The sequence below is a fragment of the Proteiniphilum sp. genome, assembly GCF_034927365.1.
In the GTDB taxonomy this organism is placed as follows: domain Bacteria; phylum Bacteroidota; class Bacteroidia; order Bacteroidales; family Dysgonomonadaceae; genus Proteiniphilum.
In genome coordinates, this window is record NZ_JAYFQD010000010.1 from 55,009 (window position 1) to 72,890 (window position 17,882).

General features: G+C 44.2%; 16 protein-coding genes. 8 read left to right on the forward strand and 8 right to left on the reverse strand.

Annotation, left to right across the window (positions count from 1 at the left end; genetic code table 11):
• Positions 1 to 4: 4 nt before the first annotated feature.
• The 3 genes from VB073_RS07385 to VB073_RS07395 are packed head-to-tail and all read left to right on the forward strand — an operon-like array spanning position 5 to position 5,085.
• On the forward strand, positions 5 to 1,045 hold the full coding sequence (locus tag VB073_RS07385) for a DUF4249 domain-containing protein (protein WP_323403516.1): 1,041 nt from the start codon (positions 5 to 7) through the stop codon (positions 1,043 to 1,045).
• A 52-nt stretch (positions 1,046 to 1,097) separates the two neighbouring features.
• Positions 1,098 to 2,705: a hypothetical protein gene (locus VB073_RS07390; protein ID WP_323403517.1), complete on the forward strand. Its 1,608-nt coding sequence runs from the start codon at positions 1,098 to 1,100 to the stop codon at positions 2,703 to 2,705.
• A gap of 43 nt (positions 2,706 to 2,748) precedes the next feature.
• Positions 2,749 to 5,085, forward strand: a complete 2,337-nt coding sequence (locus tag VB073_RS07395) for a glycoside hydrolase family 20 protein (RefSeq protein ID WP_323403518.1) — start codon at positions 2,749 to 2,751, stop codon at positions 5,083 to 5,085.
• 276 nt (positions 5,086 to 5,361) lie between these two features.
• Here VB073_RS07395 and nfo read toward each other — a convergent pair whose 3' ends face one another.
• The 8 genes from nfo to pstS form a co-directional block, all read right to left on the reverse strand.
• On the reverse strand, positions 5,362 to 6,222 hold the full coding sequence (nfo, locus tag VB073_RS07400; protein ID WP_323403519.1) for a deoxyribonuclease IV: 861 nt from the start codon (positions 6,220 to 6,222) through the stop codon (positions 5,362 to 5,364).
• Positions 6,223 to 6,275: 53 nt separating this feature from the next.
• A complete protein-coding gene (locus tag VB073_RS07405) occupies positions 6,276 to 8,042 on the reverse strand; it encodes an ATP-binding protein (RefSeq protein ID WP_323403520.1) in 1,767 nt (588 codons plus the stop codon).
• A 46-nt stretch (positions 8,043 to 8,088) separates the two neighbouring features.
• Positions 8,089 to 8,787 (reverse strand): response regulator transcription factor, encoded by a 699-nt coding sequence (locus VB073_RS07410; RefSeq protein ID WP_416349520.1) that lies wholly within the window; start codon positions 8,785 to 8,787, stop codon positions 8,089 to 8,091.
• A gap of 1 nt (position 8,788) precedes the next feature.
• A complete protein-coding gene (locus VB073_RS07415) occupies positions 8,789 to 9,538 on the reverse strand; it encodes a phosphate signaling complex PhoU family protein (RefSeq protein WP_323403522.1) in 750 nt (249 codons plus the stop codon).
• A gap of 162 nt (positions 9,539 to 9,700) precedes the next feature.
• Positions 9,701 to 10,486 carry a phosphate ABC transporter ATP-binding protein PstB gene (gene pstB / locus VB073_RS07420; RefSeq protein ID WP_323403523.1) on the reverse strand — a complete coding sequence of 262 codons (786 nt, stop codon included), beginning with the start codon at positions 10,484 to 10,486 and terminating at the stop codon, positions 9,701 to 9,703.
• The gene (gene pstA, locus VB073_RS07425; RefSeq protein ID WP_323403524.1) at positions 10,474 to 11,349 is read right to left on the reverse strand and encodes a phosphate ABC transporter permease PstA; all 876 of its coding nucleotides are present in this window, start codon (positions 11,347 to 11,349) and stop codon (positions 10,474 to 10,476) included. Before pstA ends, pstB begins: the two co-directional genes overlap by 13 nt.
• Positions 11,346 to 12,203 (reverse strand): phosphate ABC transporter permease subunit PstC, encoded by an 858-nt coding sequence (gene pstC / locus VB073_RS07430; RefSeq protein WP_323403525.1) that lies wholly within the window; start codon positions 12,201 to 12,203, stop codon positions 11,346 to 11,348. Before pstC ends, pstA begins: the two co-directional genes overlap by 4 nt.
• Before the next feature lie 111 nt (positions 12,204 to 12,314).
• Positions 12,315 to 13,376 carry a phosphate ABC transporter substrate-binding protein PstS gene (gene pstS, locus VB073_RS07435; protein ID WP_323403526.1) on the reverse strand — a complete coding sequence of 354 codons (1,062 nt, stop codon included), beginning with the start codon at positions 13,374 to 13,376 and terminating at the stop codon, positions 12,315 to 12,317.
• A 188-nt stretch (positions 13,377 to 13,564) separates the two neighbouring features.
• On the opposite strand from pstS, the gene queC reads away from it, so the two are divergent.
• From queC to VB073_RS07460, 5 genes are all read left to right on the forward strand, one after another.
• The gene (gene queC / locus VB073_RS07440; protein WP_323403834.1) at positions 13,565 to 14,227 is read left to right on the forward strand and encodes a 7-cyano-7-deazaguanine synthase QueC; all 663 of its coding nucleotides are present in this window, start codon (positions 13,565 to 13,567) and stop codon (positions 14,225 to 14,227) included.
• An 82-nt stretch (positions 14,228 to 14,309) separates the two neighbouring features.
• Positions 14,310 to 14,768, forward strand: coding sequence for a preQ(1) synthase (gene queF / locus VB073_RS07445; RefSeq protein WP_323403527.1), 459 nt, complete (start codon positions 14,310 to 14,312; stop codon positions 14,766 to 14,768).
• A 150-nt stretch (positions 14,769 to 14,918) separates the two neighbouring features.
• A complete protein-coding gene (locus tag VB073_RS07450; RefSeq protein WP_323403528.1) occupies positions 14,919 to 16,154 on the forward strand; it encodes a pyridoxal phosphate-dependent aminotransferase in 1,236 nt (411 codons plus the stop codon).
• Positions 16,117 to 17,364, forward strand: coding sequence for an ABC transporter permease (locus VB073_RS07455; protein ID WP_323403529.1), 1,248 nt, complete (start codon positions 16,117 to 16,119; stop codon positions 17,362 to 17,364). Before VB073_RS07450 ends, VB073_RS07455 begins: the two co-directional genes overlap by 38 nt.
• A gap of 95 nt (positions 17,365 to 17,459) precedes the next feature.
• Entirely contained in the window at positions 17,460 to 17,801 is a 342-nt protein-coding gene (locus tag VB073_RS07460; RefSeq protein ID WP_323403835.1) for a multidrug efflux SMR transporter, read from the forward strand.
• The last annotated feature ends 81 nt before the right edge of the window (positions 17,802 to 17,882 follow it).

Here is a 17,882-nt window from a genome sequence, read left to right on the forward strand (position 1 = left end):
AGCAATGCAACGAAATAGATTATACACCCTTTTTCTCTCGATCTTCACCTTTTGTCTTATTTCCTGCGAAAAAGACATCGAATTCAAAGGAGAGATTGCCGACCCGCTATTGGTGATGAACAGCATCGTTACCCCCGACTCCATCATCACCGTACACCTTTCCCAAAGCCGTTTCACCATCGGAGACTGGTATCCCGTCAAAAATATCTCTAACGGTACGGTATCAGTATGGGTGAATGGCATTTTAAAAGAGCAACTCTCGCACACCACAAATGGGACATACGAGGGGAGTTACCTCCCTCAGCCCGGTGATCAGATAAAGATAGAAGCGAAAGCTGATGGCTTCGATCAGGTCTACTCACAGACAATCGTACCGAAGAAACCCACCGTCACGGTAGCCGATTCAACTGTCACCGTTAAGAAAGAAGAGTACACCTCACCTTATGATCCTCGGATGTTGATCAAAACCACATACCGCCACATGAGTACCCGGCTGATACTGAAAGATGCCGCCGGTGAAGAGAATTATTACTTTATAAAAGCCACACGGAACTACTTGCGCAATGGTGAAATTTTCATGACTAAGATAACTGATTTGAAATTAAGCGAGTTATTAAAGAATAGTATTAGCGGCAATAATGATCTCTTCGAAGATCTCTATGGTGATGATTGGGAGATCAACAGGACCGACAATCTCTTTTCCGACATGCTGGTGAACGGGAAAGATATCATTTTCGACTTCACGTTCATCGATAAACTTGAAACTGCCAGTTATTACGAAGGAAATAAAGTAGATGACGGGCGCGGTAACATGAATGCAACAGTGGAACTGGTCATTGAAATTGCCGAAGTTTCAAAAGATCTCTATCAATACGTCATCTCCGGCTACAAATCGGAAGGATCCTACGATACTCCGTTCATCGAACCGGTGCAGGTACATAGCAATATTGTCAACGGTATCGGTATCCTCGGCTCCTGCAACACCTACAGGTTCATATCAGGCTTCGATACAAATTATATCCCCGAGCGATGGGAAGTGATATGATTTGCAACAATAATTGAGATTTTCAATACTATATTCCTAAATTTGCAACCGTATGAAACGAAGACTTATAGCCATTATAGCACTGTTTTGTTTTCTCCGGGTAATAATCGCACAAACATCAACTCAATTATTTTCAATAAATGATTCGACCGTTGGCACTTCATCCGTGACAGGGCTTCCTCTTGCCACAATACGATATATGGCAGGCGGAAAAATATCCGGATGGCATTGGGATGGCTTTTCCGACAACTTATTACTCGAATTGAAGGAATCAAACGATAAAGAGGCTTCATTCAAAAATAGTGGCATACTTGAGATGGTCGACCTGAAAACCAAAGAAGTGAAATGGAACCGCCCAATGAATTATACATCTTCGGAGGTAAGACAACAGGGAAACTACTACTTTCTTTCTGAAAAGAAGAAGAATTTCTGCCTGCACCCCCAAACGGGCAATGTGTTGTGGGAAAACAGGAATGAGTTTTACTTTGTTGATCCGTTTCTGAATATCGGTATCGGCTATCCACTGCAATCCATGTCCAATAAACTTACCGCTATTGATTTAACGACCGGAAAGGAATTATGGAAGAAAAGAATCAACCGTTCGTCAGGATGGAATGACGCATATATGCTGAATGATTCTATTCTGTTGATCTCAGTGGATGGCATAAAAGCCATCAATCTGGCAACAGGAAATGGGTGGAGCCACAAGGCAAATACCACCAGGAAAGAAATTGGCAAAATGGTTGGCATCAATCTTTTTGGCATCATCATGGGCATGTTTACCGGACTTTATGTCTATCAGGCTCAGCCGGATGTATCTTCGGATATGGTATCGAACATGCTTATTGATCCTTACGAGAATACCATACTCGCATCAAAAGATCAGATATCCAGGATTGATAGTTCTGGCAAAACAGTATGGTCTACTTCGTTACCGAAGAAAAAGACCTCTAAATCATCATTATTTCTGATTGATTCCACAGTTTATATGATTAACCGCGGCTATGCACAATACAACGGGAATTTTTCAATGATCGGCGATCCCTATCTCGCATCTTTCGACTTAGAGAGTGGCAAGCAATTATACTTTACCTCTATTCCGGAGAAGAAAGAGTTTATCCGTAATTTTCAGGTAGTAAATAATAAGATATTTGTGGTTTTTGAAGAAAAAATTGTTTCCTATTCGTTGAATGATGGTGTACGGACCGCTGAAAAAGTTTTAGAATTAGAGGAGGGTGAATATTTAGACAGTTTTGTTGAGTCCGGAATATATTGTAAGGGCAATGATCCTTTTTTCAAAGAGCTGGCTTCCGAATTTTATAATTACAACTTGATGATGACATCTAAAGATCGTATTTTCGTACTAACCGACAATTTAGAAACTGTTTTAATTTATGGCAAGAATGACTTGTATTATAAAAAGGCCAGCAATCCACAGTATACATTAATATCGAAAAATGACTCAGACTTTATTGTGCTCGACAATTCGGACAAATCGGTGGCGACTCTGAAAGCTTCTCCCGATATGTTTCTACATCATGATAAACTCTATTTTTTGAATAAGGATTCGTTCAGTGAAGTCGATCTTGACCAACTACATCAATCCCCGTCTCTCTGGCAATCTATTTTTAAGGATATCACTAAATTTATGCCTAAATAAATATCTTTGTATCTTCAAATGCGTAATTATAAAATCGAGAAAAATGAAGAGAATCCTGCAAACAATCACAGCCATAGCGATCGCTCTCCTCGTTGTCTCCTGTAACACGGGAGGTAGTTCTACATCAGAGGCCAACTACGAAATAGTACCCTTGCCCAACGAAATAGTCAAACAAAAGGGAACACCTTTCAAGCTCTCAGCAAGCACTCATATTGTATTCCCCAAAGGGAATGAGAAGATGCAACGCAACGCTGCTTTCCTGGCGGAATATCTGGAATTGTCCACAGGGATCAAACCTGTTGTCACTTCCGATATGCGTGAACAGAACACCATTATGCTATCCACCGGACTGGCCAATGAGAATCTGGAAGCATACCATATAACCATCAATGAACAAGCGATCCGTATCGAAGGCGCTTCCGAAGCAGGGGTATTCTACGGTATCCAGTCATTAAGGAAAGCCACACCGGTGGAGAAAACCCGTACAGTTTCCTATTCCCCGGCCACTATCAACGATGCTCCCCGCTTCGGCTACCGCGGCTCGATGCTCGATGTGGCACGCCATTTCGAACCGGTGGAATTTGTAAAGAAATACATCGACTTGCTGGCGCTGCATAATATAAACCGTTTCCACTGGCACCTGACCGACGATCAGGGCTGGCGCATCCAGATCGATGCTTATCCCAAACTCACGGAAATAGGCTCGATGCGCAAAGAGACAGTAGTCGGACACAATAGTGGTGAATATGACGGCATACCACATGGAGGATTCTACACGAAAGAGGAACTCAGGGATATGGTAGCTTATGCACAGGAGCGCTATATCACCATAATCCCTGAAGTAGATCTCCCCGGACATATGCTGGCCGCACTCACAGCTTATCCCCAACTGGGATGTACAGGTGGACCCTATGAAGTGGAAGGATCATGGGGAGTATTTGATGATGTGCTCTGTGCAGGAAACGACTCGACCTATATCTTCCTCGAAGCGGTACTGACAGAGGTGATGGAGATATTTCCGTCGGAGTATATCCATATCGGAGGGGATGAGTCGCCCAAAACACGCTGGGAAGAGTGTCTCAAATGTCAGGCACTCATAAAGGAACTGGGATTGAAAGACCGTAACGGACATACTGCCGAGCATTATCTCCAAAGCTATGTGACTGCCCGGATGGAACAATTTCTGAATAGCCACGGACGTAGGATTATCGGATGGGATGAGATCCTGGAAGGAGAGTTGGCTCCCAACGCCACGGTAATGTCGTGGCGAGGTATGGGTGGAGGTATTCAAGCTGCCCAGATGGGACATGACGTGATCATGACTCCCACTACCTATGCTTACTTCGACTACTACCAATCACAGAATACAGAAGAAGAACCTTTCGGCATTGGTGGATATGTACCGTTAGAACTGGTATATAGTTTTGAACCGGCACCTGAAACACTTACCCCTGAACAGAAAGGGCATATTCTGGGAGCACAGGCAAACCTCTGGACTGAATATATTAAAACACCGGATCATGTGGAATATATGCTTCTTCCGAGGCTGGCAGCCTTGAGTGAGGTGCAATGGATGCAGCCCGACAAAAAAGATTACCAACAGTTCCTGCAACGACTGCCGAGGCTGATAGCGCTCTACGACAAGTTAGGATACAACTACGCCAAGCATATATTTAATGTGCAGGCCACGCTGACTCCCAATACCAAAAAGAATGCACTTGATGTGGAATTCTCGACGGTGGACAATGCTCCTGTCTATTACACACTGGACGGCAATGAACCAAGCAATACATCACTGCATTATGACGGGAGATTCTCCATACAGGAAGATGCCGTATTGAAAGCGGTAGCTATCCGTAACAATGGAGAAAAAAGTCCTGTTTTCAGTGAAACAATCAAAGTCAGCAAATCGACTTACAAGCCCATAGAGCTATTGACAAAGCCGGCATCCAACTATACTTATACGGGAGCTACATTGTTAGTGGACGGGCTTAATGGAACGAATACCAACTATCGTACCGGACGATGGATGGGCTTCGTGGGAGAAGGACTTGTCGCAGTCGTCGATATGCTGGAACCTACCGAGATCAGTAAAGCAGAAATACGTACAGATGTAATCACAGGTGACTGGATCTTCAATGCTTCAGCCATCGAAATCGCGATATCCTCCGATAACGAGAATTTCACGACAGTAGCCTCAAAAAATATTACCGATGACGCCACTGAAAATTACGAAGGGATATTCACCCACGAAGTATCATTTGATCCGGTAATATCCCGCTATTTTAAGGTGACAGTGAAAACCTCGGTAATGCCGGAATGGCATCCCGGAAAAGGAGGCAAAGCATTTATTTTTGTTGACGAAATTAGGTTGGACTAAGATTTTGTTAAGATTCAATTAGAATTTACGTTAAGCCTGGTTAGGATTTTTCTTTATTTTAGTTAGGAACTCCCTTAAATTTGGTTAGGGATTTTCTTTATTTCAATTAGGGATTCCTTAAAATTTGGATAGAAATTCCTCAAGATTTGGATAGATTCGGTTAGAAATCCAGTTAGACGAGATACAATCAGTAAAGCCTGCATAAGGGATTATTTCCCAAAAGCAGGCCTTTGTCATATTCTAATCAAATGGAATCTTACCAACCTTCTTTGATTATTATAACGATAATAAAATCCCTTTTTGTAAAGAATAAAGCAATTGGATTTCTTCTGCCCAAAGCGATTCATCGGGGGTCTCCAGAATGAGTGGTAGATCGTCGAGGCGAGGATCGTTGACAAGGAAAGAAAACAGATCCATGGTCATTAATCCTTTACCGATGCTATCATGCCGGTCGACCCTCGAGCCCAGTTCTTTTTTCGAATCGTTGATATGTATCCCTTTTAAGTAGCGGAACCCTACCACCTTCCCGAACTGTTCAAAAGTATTCTCATACCCTTCCTTCGTCCTGATCTCGTAACCGGCGGCAAGGGTATGTGCCGTGTCGAGGCAAACTCCTACCCGACCCTTGTCATCTACCTTATCGATGATATGGGCGATCTGCTCAAAAGTATGGCCGAGATTGCTACCCTGGCCGGCTGTATTCTCAATGACGGCAGCCACTCCGTTGGTCTTTTCCAGCGCGATGTTGATCGATTCGGCAATCCTGTCGAGGCAGGCATCGATGGATATCTTGTTCAGATGGCTTCCCGGATGGAAGTTAAGCCGGTTGATCCCCAACTGCTCACACCGTTTCATCTCGTCATTGAAAGCGGCCCTCGACTTGTTCAAGCCCTCCTCCTCGGGATGTCCCAGGTTGATCAGGTAACTGGCATGTGGCAGGATATGGTTGGGTGAATAATCCAATTCCTCGCAACGCGATTTGAAAAGATCAATATTCTGTTGTGTATAGGATGAGGCAAACCACTGACGTTGGTTTTTTGTAAAGAAAGCAAAAGCTTTTGCCCCGATGGCATATGCGTTGAGGGGTGCATTCTCCACACCTCCCGATGCGCTGATATGAGCTCCGATAAATTTCATGATTTTTCTTTTAATCTTCTATTCCCAACAAAGATACAACGATAAAGGATTATTCAGGCAATCTTTATCGGATTTTTAGGGAAAGTCATCAGGAAATGCAATCCTCCTTCGGGTCGATTCTTTGCCACGATACTACCCTTATGAAACAGCACGGCATTTTTGACGATGGAGAGTCCCAGTCCCGATCCACCGGTGTTGCGCGTTCGTCCTTCATTCACCCGGTAAAAACGTTCGAACATACGAACCAGATGCTTTTCATCAACACCTGTTCCGGTATCGTAGAATTCAAAAAAGTAAGTATTCTCATTCTCGTTGTAACAACGTACTACGATATCAATATCTGTTCCACCATAGGAGATAGAATTCTCAATCAGATTCCGGAAAATAGAATAAAGAAGAGTACGGCTACCATAGATCACTACATTATGGTCTACCTCTACCGTAAAGGTATTATCCTTTTCCTTTAGTTTGTCGGACAGATCATTACTGAGTTCACCCAGAAGGTCATGCATGTTCACCGGTTCCTGTTCGAACCGGTCGGGAGCCTCTTCAATCTTGGTTAGCATACTGATATCCTGTATCAGTTCGGAGAGACGGATAGTCTGCGTATAGGCCCTGTCGAGAAAACCGTGAATACGCTCACTGTTTTCACCATTATAATCATAAAGATTGAGAATAGTTTCCAGATAACCGCGGATACTAGTGACCGGGGTACGTAGCTCATGTGCGATATTATTGGTCATTTCCTGTTTGAGTAGCCGCATCTTCTCCAATTTAGTGATATCACTGATATAGAGTTCAAAACTCTCATCTTCGAAAATAATTATCCTCACACTGAATTGCCGCCCACTTTTCCCTATCCGCTTCGAGAACATGTTGGATGCTCCGGGTTTGGTATTGAGAAAGTCGACAAACTCCTTAAAAATAGGATCATCAAAAAGCAGTCTGGGCTCCAATGTGGGTTTGTCGAGGATCATATTCAGAAATTGTAGAAAATGGGAATTGGCATAGATCTCCCTATGATCTTTCGAGAAGATGGCGATTCCCTCTTCCGAGAGTTGAAAATGTTGCAGCAGTTTCTCGCGTTCTGTCGCCAGCTTACGCCTATTCTCCTGTAGCAGATTATAATTCTCGACAATATCGGCGCTCACCTCTCCCACCTCATCATCGGCAAACACAAAGCTGACAGGCATTTTCGATCCATTCTTCATGTTCAAAGAGAACTCCCTTAACTCTTTCAACGATTTGGAAAATCGGTTGGAGAAATAGAGCATTATCAATATGCATAACGCAAAAAAGAGAAGAATATAGATGATAAACGAGCTACCGGAATTGATGAACGATTGCAGTTTCACATCGTATGGCATTGCCAACCGGATAAAATAACCCTCATCATATTTCTTAGAATAATAGAGATATTCAATGTTATCGCTTTCAGACAGGCGGATATTGGAACCACTACCAAAACCGATCGATTTTTGTACTTCGGGGCGCTTCAGGTGATTCCCCATTTCACTGGCTCCAAGAAGATTATCAAAGAGAACCCGTCCCTCCCAGCTTATAATAGTAAAACGTACATCAGAAGACATATAGCGCAACATTTCTACAACCTGCGCCGGATCATTTTGTAAATCAATGCCATTCTGGTTGATATACTTACTCACAATATCTGCATTGTTCTCAAGCGTACGTTCCAGACTACGCGTGCGTTCATTTTTGAATTGTTGCTGCTCGAACACGATAATACCCGCAGTGAACAATGCTATGATCACTGAGAAGATAATTACAATCCGTGTTTTGAAGGATATTTTTCGTTGCATATTTTGGAAGTTGGATATTATTGGAACTGGGAAGTGAAAAAATAATTTAAACACCTGTTTCTATATTCAGATAGTAACCAAACCCGGAACGGTTCACAATGATACTTCCGTAATCTCCCATCTTCTTTCTCAAGCGAGTGATATGGACATCGACAGTACGGTCGAGTACAAATTCATCCTCTCCCCATACATTGTTTAGTATTTCCGCACGAGTAAGAAGATTAGGTGATGTGCGTGCCAGCAGAGAGAGTATCTCGAACTCTTTCTTGGTGAGTGATATCTCATTTCCGTCAATAGTCACCCGGTTTCCTTGCAGATCGATAATAAGGCTTTTATAACTCCATTCTGTTGGTACAGGTTTGACCGGAGGCATTGCAGCGAGTGCACTTCGCTTGAGTAGTGCCTTCACGCGGACGAGCACTTCCTTCACGGAGAACGGTTTGGCAATATAATCATCCCCTCCCAATGAGAAGCCGGTCAACATATCGTTCTCGGTATTCTTGGCAGTGAGAAAGATGATCGGCATGGAATTTCCCGACTTCCGTAATTTTTCGGCCAACTTAAATCCGGAAATTCCTCCCATCATCACATCAAGGATAATGAGCCTGTGAATATCGGTAATAATCTCCACTGCCTCCTCAGCCGAGTGAGCCACATCCACTATGTAACCTTCGTTCTCCAGATTGAATTGCAGGATATCACAGATATCCCTTTCATCATCGACCACTAAAATTCGACCTTCCATCTTATTCATCTCCTGATTTTATACCGGTAGCCGGCTTTTTGGATTCTTTCACATGACGGATATCCCTTCCCTCAATCACATACACCGCCGATTCGGCAATATCCACCGCCTTATCCCCGATCCTTTCCAGATAATAGGAGATACTATTGAGATTCATAATGTTTACCAGCGACTGCACACTTTGAGCTGCATTCTGGAAATCTTCCGCCAGTTTGCGCTCGATCTTCTTCTCCAGCTTATCCACCTTATCATCCATCTGTATGGTATCGTAAGCCATCTCGTTGCTCACACCGGTGAAAGCGAAGAGTGCGTTCTTCAACATCTTGTCGGTCTGTACAAACATCTTGTCGATCGGTTTCTTGTAATTCTCGAACCCCGTCAGTGAGAAATCAATCTCTTCCAATGCGAAAGTGATATTCTCAATCAGGTCGCCTACACGCTCCATGGAGATGGTCATATCGTGATAAGCCATCAGCCTGCGCAGGTCGGAAGCCCTGGGTGTGAAAAGCATGATTGCGTGAATCACCTTTTCCTTGATGGTAACATCGAGAGAGTTGATCAATTTCTCGTTCCGTTTCAACTGGGGGATAATCTCTTTGTTTCTGTTATCACGAACTAGTTCGGAAGCCAGTTTTATCTGTGTCAGGACCAGTTCGGAAATCAACTGGAAATCACCATGCAACTGATCTATATAGTTGTCTTTGATTCCCTTGACGTATGGACTATTAGCCTTTTCATTCCCGTTATTCATTGTTTCTCCTATTTATATTGGCTTGCCGAAACAGAATCATTAGCATCATGTTATGACAAGCAAAAATAATCATTTTTATTTACCTCACATCGCAAACATTCACTCTCTTGATTCTTTTCAATATTCAATGTTATATACGAAAAAAATTTCATACCAGAGCAACTACCCAAAAACACCTGTCAGGTACTCTTCGGTACGTTTATTCTGGGGTTTGGTAAACATTTGCGTGGTATTTCCATGTTCTACCAGTTCTCCCAGATACATGAACATCGAATTATCAGATATTCGTGCGGCCTGCGACATGTTATGAGTCACGATGATTATAGTGAAATCGTGTTTCAACTGTAACAGTAGCTCTTCAATCTTATTGGTAGAGATCGGATCGAGTGCCGAAGTGGGTTCATCCATCAACAGTACCTCCGGATTAAGGGCAAGTGCACGCGCTATGCAAAGCCGTTGCTGCTGGCCCCCCGAGAGGAACGATCCCCTTTTGGTCATCACATCCTTCACCTCGTCCCACAGTCCCACGTTTTGTAGGCTTTGCTCCACAATCTCATCTTTCTCCTTTTTTTTCACGACAATACCATTCAACTTGTATCCTGCCAGCACATTATCATAGATACTCATCGTGGGGAAAGGATTGGGTTGTTGAAACACCATCCCCGCCATACGACGCACCTCCATCGGATCCATCTCCAGTACATTTCTCCCTTTCAGGGTGATTTCACCGGTGGTTTTAATATTGGGATAAAGATCATGCATGCGGTTAATGGCACGCAGGAGCGTACTTTTTCCACAGCCTGACGGTCCCATGATGGCGGTAATGGTGTTCGCATAGATACTGGTCGTCACCTTATTCACCGCATAACTACCGGGTGAATAGGAGACCGATACCTCTTTCAATTGAAGAATAGGACTTTTTCCGTTTGCTATTTTTACACTTTCCATTTACGTGCTACGATTTTAGCTATCCAGTTTAAGAGGAATATAACGATCAATAAAAGAAGCGATGATGACCAGATCAGATCCACCAGATTCGGGTCGTTATAAAAATCCCAAATCAACAGGGGGATGGCACTGGTCGGTTCCATCACTTTCCAGTTTACAACAGACGCACCGAGTGCTGTAAGCATCAGTGGTGCCGTCTCTCCCATTACACGCGATACGGCAAGGAGTATCCCGGTAAAGATACCGCCAAATCCGGAAGGGATCAATATTTTGAATACCACGTTGGTATATGACGAACCCAACGCTAGACCGGCTTCCTTATAGGCTACCGGTAACATTTTCAATGTCTCTTCGGTAGAGCGGACAATCATCGGCAGCATCATGATGGTGAGCGCCACACTACCCGCCAGGGCCGAATAGCCGCCCAAGGGCTTCACGATCCATGCATAGGCAATGATACCGATCACAATGGAAGGCATTCCCTGTAACAGGTCGGTCAGATAACTCACCACACCTGCAAACCGTTTTCCCCGGTTATCAGCGAGGTAAATGCCGATGAACAGCCCCAGGAACACCGAAAAGATGACGGCCATCCCTACGATCAATATCGTACCCGTGATACCGTTCAATATTCCTCCCGGGATAGGTTCACCATTCATCTTTGCCAACATGGCATCCATCGACGAAGGAGTTACCTCGGTGAAGAGGCGTAAATTGAAGTTCTTATACCCTTTCGAAACTACGTCCCATAAGATAAAGAAAAGGGGGAACATAGCTATCAGGGAGAAGAGTCCGACCAGCACAAAAGCCATCTTGTCTTTTCCTTTCCGCCATCCCATATTTGTTATTTTATTCCGGCTCATACGCGTGCTAATTTTTTCATTACCATCTTCGCCACCAAGTTGATGATCGCCGTAATGATAAAGAGTAACAGACCGATAGCGATCAGTGCACTGAGTTTAAGGCCGTCGGCCTCACCAAACTGGTTGGCAATCACGCTCGCCATGGTGTTTCCCGTATCTCGCAACCCCTGCGGTATCCTGTTGGTATTACCTATCAGCATGGTTACGGCCATTGTCTCACCAAGAGCGCGTCCCAATGCAAGGATAAAAGAGGCTAAAATCCCCGATGCAGCCGTAGGCAGACTGATATGCTGCACCACTTCCAAGCGCGTGGCTCCCAGACTGTAAGCTCCTTCTTTCAATTTGTTGGGTACCATCGACAGGAATTCGGCGCTGAGCGACGAAGCATAAGGGATAATCATAATGGCCAATACAACCGATGAAAGAAAGATCCCGAATCCCTGTGCATTCACCCCCATCTCAATGATGACAGGCCGGACGGTATAGAACCCCCACAGACCGTATACTATGGAAGGGATACCAGCCAACAAATCTACAATCGAACTCACGAAAGAGGATAGTTTGCTGCCCTTGAAATATTCACCATTGAATAAAGCTACCGCCAATGCAAAGGGAACACAAAGCAAAAGGGAAAAGAATGCCGTATAGATTGTCCCCATGATAAAGGAGAGTGCCCCATACTCTTCAGTCGCCGAACGGGGATCCCACTCGGCATTGGTCACAAATCCCCAAATCCCATATTCTCCGAATACCTCCAAAGAACGGTTCACCAAGGCGTAAATAATCCCTGCCGCGAGTAGCAGGATCACTAACGCCGCTATGAAAAGCAATATCCGGAATAATTTATCTTTCATTTTTTCACAATTAAAAGAGAGCCAAGATTTTTAGAATCAAGACTTTTAGACTTGGAATTTTTGATCTTATCCACATCGGCACATTGGCACATTATTCTCCATTTTCCATTGTCAATTGTGAATCTCCTCACCGCCATACCGTATCTCCCCAATCAGCCGTCTCGTCTTTTCTATCGCCTGAGCAGAAAGAGGCGCATAATTTATTTGTGCAGCCACTTTTTGTCCTGCATCACTGATCATATAGTTTAACAGATCGACAAGTGTTTCCGCCTCTTTTTTTGTACGGTTGCCATACTGTTGATCCTTATAAACAAGTATCCATGTAAAAATGCTTATAGGATAAGCATTAGGATCATCCGAGTCGATAATGGATGCTCTCATATCATCCGGCAACTCCACATTGGCAGCAGAAGAGATGGTCTGAAGCGTAGCCTCTACATAATTCCCCGCCTTGTTTCTGAGTTTTGCTACCGGCAACTTGAGCGTAAGAGCATATTCCGATCCGATGTAACCGATAGCTCCTTCGGTCTGTTGCACGATACCTGCCACGCCGGGATTCCCTTTTGCGGCAATACCGGCTTCCCACTTCAGGGCTTTTCCTTTTCCCATGACAGTGCCCCACTCGGAGCTTACCATCGACAGATACTCCGAAAAGTTATAGGTAGTACCGCTACCATCCGACCGGTAAACCGGAGTGATATCCAGATCAGGCAATGGCATATCAGGATTGATGGCTCTGATTTTCGGATCATTCCACTTCCTGATATTCCCGAGATAAATATCGGCTACGAGAGGCCCTGTCAACCGGAGGCTATCCACTCCCTTGAGAGTATAAGCCATTACCACGCCACCCATACAGGTGGGTACATGGATCACTTCTCCCTTCATCGATTCGATCTCCTTACTATTGAGAAAGGCGTCGCTAGCGCCGAAATGTACCGATCGGTCTCGTAGACTACGAATTCCCCCGCCACTTCCAATAGCACCATAATTTACTGTCATCCCACTGTTTAATCGCATATAATCGCGAAAAACAATATTATAATAAGGATAGGGGAAAGTAGCACCGGCACCCGATAGAGTTGTTCCGGAACCGCTCTTCTCCACATCAGTGGAATTATTACAGGAAATGAGTAGCAAAAGTAGAAGTAAAAACTGAAATATTCGTTGCATCAATAAAAAGTTGCTATGATTCATTATTTTGCGCAAAATTACGACATGGATGTTACAATATAGTTACAAAAATGTTACGTGTTTGTTAAGATTGAGGATGTGGTATTTATCTAATTATTCTTACCTTTGCAATGAAAAGCGGATGCTTTTCTGTGTAGCTTAGGAAACCACATAAAAAACAAAGAATGATGAAAGATTATAAAAATCAGGACGCCCTGGTGCTCTTTTCAGGCGGCCAGGATTCCACCACTTGCCTTTATTGGGCAAAGCAACAGTTCAGAAATACTCATACACTTTGCTTCACGTACGGGCAGCGCCATTCCCAGGAAGTAGAGAACGCACGCCGAATCGCAGCAATAGCCGATATTCCTTTCCAGATACTGGATGCAGGTATTATTTCCCAATTAGCACCCAACTCGCTTACCGACTTCTCCGTACAGATGGACGAAGAGCAACCTGCCGGTTCTTATCCCAACACCTTCGTACCGGGCAGAAACCTGCTATTTCTCACTTTTGCGGCTACCATCGCCTATGCAAAAGGGATCAAACATTTAGTAACAGGAGTATCGGAAGCCGATTACAGCGGTTACCCCGACTGTCGCGATACTTTTATCCGCTCGGCGAATACCACACTCAACCTCGCCATGGACAAGCAGTTCGTGATACACACACCGCTTATGTGGCGCGATAAGAAAGAAGTATGGCGACTGGCTGACGAACTTGGCGTTTTCGATATCGTAAGAAACGAGACGCTGACCTGTTATAATGGTATCCTTGCGGAAGGCTGCGGCCATTGTCCCGCCTGCAAACTACGGAACAAGGGACTGCAGGATTATCTGGCGGAACGATAAAAAGTCATGCATCAGGACAGAACAGGCAATATCAACCATTACTTCATAGATTTATACACAAACATCTGACAAACAAAATAATATGGAACAAGAAGGACTTAGCCACCTGGGTGGTAAAACGGAATACAAACAAGATTACGCTCCGGAGGTACTGGAAGCGTTCATCAATAAACATCAGGGAAATGACTATTGGGTTACCTTCGATTGTCCCGAATTCACCAGCCTCTGCCCTATCACAGGACAGCCTGACTTTGCGACCATCCGTATCGACTATATACCCGACGTAAAGATGGTTGAAAGCAAAAGCCTCAAGCTCTACCTCTTCAGTTTTCGTAATCACGGCGCTTTCCATGAAGATTGTGTGAACATCATCATGAAAGACCTGATAGGACTGATGGATCCCAAGTATATTGAGGTGACCGGTATATTCACTCCCCGCGGCGGCATCAGCATCTATCCTTATGCCAATTATGGACGGGAGAACACAAAATATGAAAAACTGGCGGAAGAGCGACTCTTTAATCACTCTTTTCCTCTATAGATATTTCTCTTTCCACTCCTCTTTCCTCTCACATCACAGGTCTACTTTATTCCATCCCCGAATGGAGCAGAATCCAACTTTTTTATTACCTTTGCGCCTCATCATGTTATAAGGAAAAGATTTACAAAGGTTACAATCAACGCGAACATTATGCCGCATATATCGCACCGGGGTGTACAAATGCCCCCTTCACCCATACGGAAACTGGCTCCCCTTTCTGACGCAGCAAAAGCAGAGGGGGTAAAGGTATATCACCTCAATATCGGACAGCCCGACTTGCCCTCCCCAACATCGGCTTTAGAGGCTATCCGCAATATCGACCGTACTACCTTGGAATATAGTCCTAGCGATGGATACCGGTTTTACCGGGAGAATCTGGTAAATTATTACAAGAAGTTCAATATCGACCTCACCCCTGAAGAGATCATTGTCACTGCAGGTGGCTCAGAAGCGGTACTTTACGCCTTTATGGCCTGTCTCAATCCGGATGATGAAATCATCGTTCCCGAACCTGCATACGCCAATTATATGGCTTTCGCTATTTCCGCAGGCGCTATCATCCGTACTATCCCATCCACCATGGAATCAGGATTTGCCCTTCCACCGATCGAAGAATTTGAAAAGCTAATCAATGACCATACCAAAGGTATTCTTATCTGCAACCCCAATAACCCTACCGGTTATGTCTACACGCCACAGGAGATGGAGCAAATCAGGCAACTGGTAAAAAAATACGACCTTTACCTCTTTTCTGACGAAGTGTACCGCGAGTTTATTTATAACGATACTCCCTATATCTCAGCCTGTCATCTGGAGGATGTGGAAGAGAACGTGGTATTGATCGATTCTGTGTCGAAGCGATACAGCGAATGTGGTATCCGGATCGGGGCACTTATCACCAAGAACCGGAAAGTACACGATACTGTGATGAAATTCTGTCAGGCACGCCTGAGCCCTCCTCTTATCGGACAAATTGCGGCAAACGCTTCTTTACAGGAAAATGGAGACTACATGCAGCATAATTTCGACGAGTACAAGAGCCGTCGCGATTTCCTTATAGAACGGTTGAACAATATCCCCGGGGTCTATTCGCCCATGCCGCAGGGTGCTTTCTACACCCTGGCGCGGCTTCCTCTTGAAGATGCCGACGCTTTCTGTGCCTGGTGCCTCTCTTACTTCCGTTATCAGGGCCAGACCATCTTCATGGCACCTGCATCCGGTTTTTATGTCACACCGGGGCTCGGCAGAAATGAAGTACGTATCGCCTATGTCCTCAATAAAGATGATTTGAACAATGCGCTCACGGTGCTCGAAAAAGCACTGGAGGCCTATCCACATACAAAAAGAGATGAATGCGGAGCTCTTCATAGCAAGGCGAATCTATAAAGGCGACAAAAAGAACGACAAACGGGTCTCTTCTCCTGCCATCAAAATAGCCATTGCCGGCATCGCGCTGGGATTGGCAGTAATGATCGTGGCTGTATGTATCATTGTCGGTTTCAAAAAAGAAGTACGTGCTAAAGTGGTGGGGTTTGGCTCCCACATCCAGATTACAGCTTTCGAGAGTAATTCCTCCTATGAACATAGCCCTATCTCCTTCTCCGATACCCTTGGAGCTATACTCTCTGCAAACCCCAATATCCAACACTTCCAGGAATTCATCACCAAACCGGGAATTATCAAGACCGACGATGATTTTATGGGAGTGATATTGAAAGGAGTCTCTGAAAAGTATGACTGGAAATTTTTCAAGAAGAACATGCTGGAAGGTACCACTATCCAGCTCAACGATACCATTACAGGCAACCAGGCTATTATTTCTAAAAATATAGCCGATAAACTCCGGCTTAAAATCGGAGATAACTTCACCTGTTATTTCGTACAGGAACCCGTCCGTGCCCGCCGATTCCATATAAGAGGTATCTACAGTACTAATTTCGAAGATTACGATAAACTTTTTGTGATTGTAGAAGATAATGTGCTTGCCTCCCTCAACGGATGGGATCCGGATATGGTAAGTGGCATCGAAGTGTTAGTGAATGATTATAACAACCTCGACCGGATCGCACAGGATCTGTTTTTCGATATGGCCTCCTACAAAGACCGGCTTGGCAACGCCCTTTACACCCGTTCCATCAAAGACATCAATCCCATGATATTCAACTGGCTCAATCTGCTTGATATGAATGTATGGGTGATTATCATCCTTATGCTGGTGATATCGGGCTTTACCATGATTTCCGGCTTGCTTATCATCATTCTGGAACGTACCAATATGATCGGCATGTTGAAATCGATGGGAGCAAGAGATTTCAGTATCCGCAAAGTGTTTCTTTATCTTTCAGCTTTCCTTATCGGACAAGGTATGTTATGGGGAAATGTTATAGCTCTGATTTTTTGTCTTATTCAGGATAAATTCCAACTATTAAAACTCGATCCTGCCACTTACTACCTCTCGGCAGTTCCGGTAGATCTGAATCCACTCTATATCATTCTTCTTAATATCGGAGCGCTCATCGCCTCCTTACTGATGATGATCGGACCCTCTTATCTCGTCGCCAGGATCACTCCCGCCAAATCCATCCGGTTTGAGTAATTTATTTTCAACTCGAATGTCAATACGTAGATCGATTTTAACCCGTTTTTCACTACCTTTGGGGATAAAACTTTTTAGTCCTATAAAAAATGAATATTAACTGGATAATCCTAATTATAGGGGGTCTGCTTGAATCGATTTTCGCCATGAGTTTGGGGAAAATGCAGCATACCTTGGGCAAAGAAATGTGGTTGTGGCTCGCAGTATTTGTAGTCAGTGTAAGCTTAAGCATGTTTTTACTGTTTAAGTCGATGGGAGGCTCCCACCCTATCCCCACAGGAACAGCTTATGCCGTCTGGGCAGGTATTGGAGCTGTAGGGACGGTGGTACTGGGTATTCTGGTTTTTAAAGAACCGGTTACCCTCTGGAGAATCCTTTTCCTGAGCACACTCATTATATCTATTGTCGGTCTTCAATTCACATCCACGCACGATTGAAAAATTACTAATTAATAATTATCATATAATCAATAACTTATAAGCTATAATCAGGAAGTCAAGAAGCAGGAAGTTAAGAGT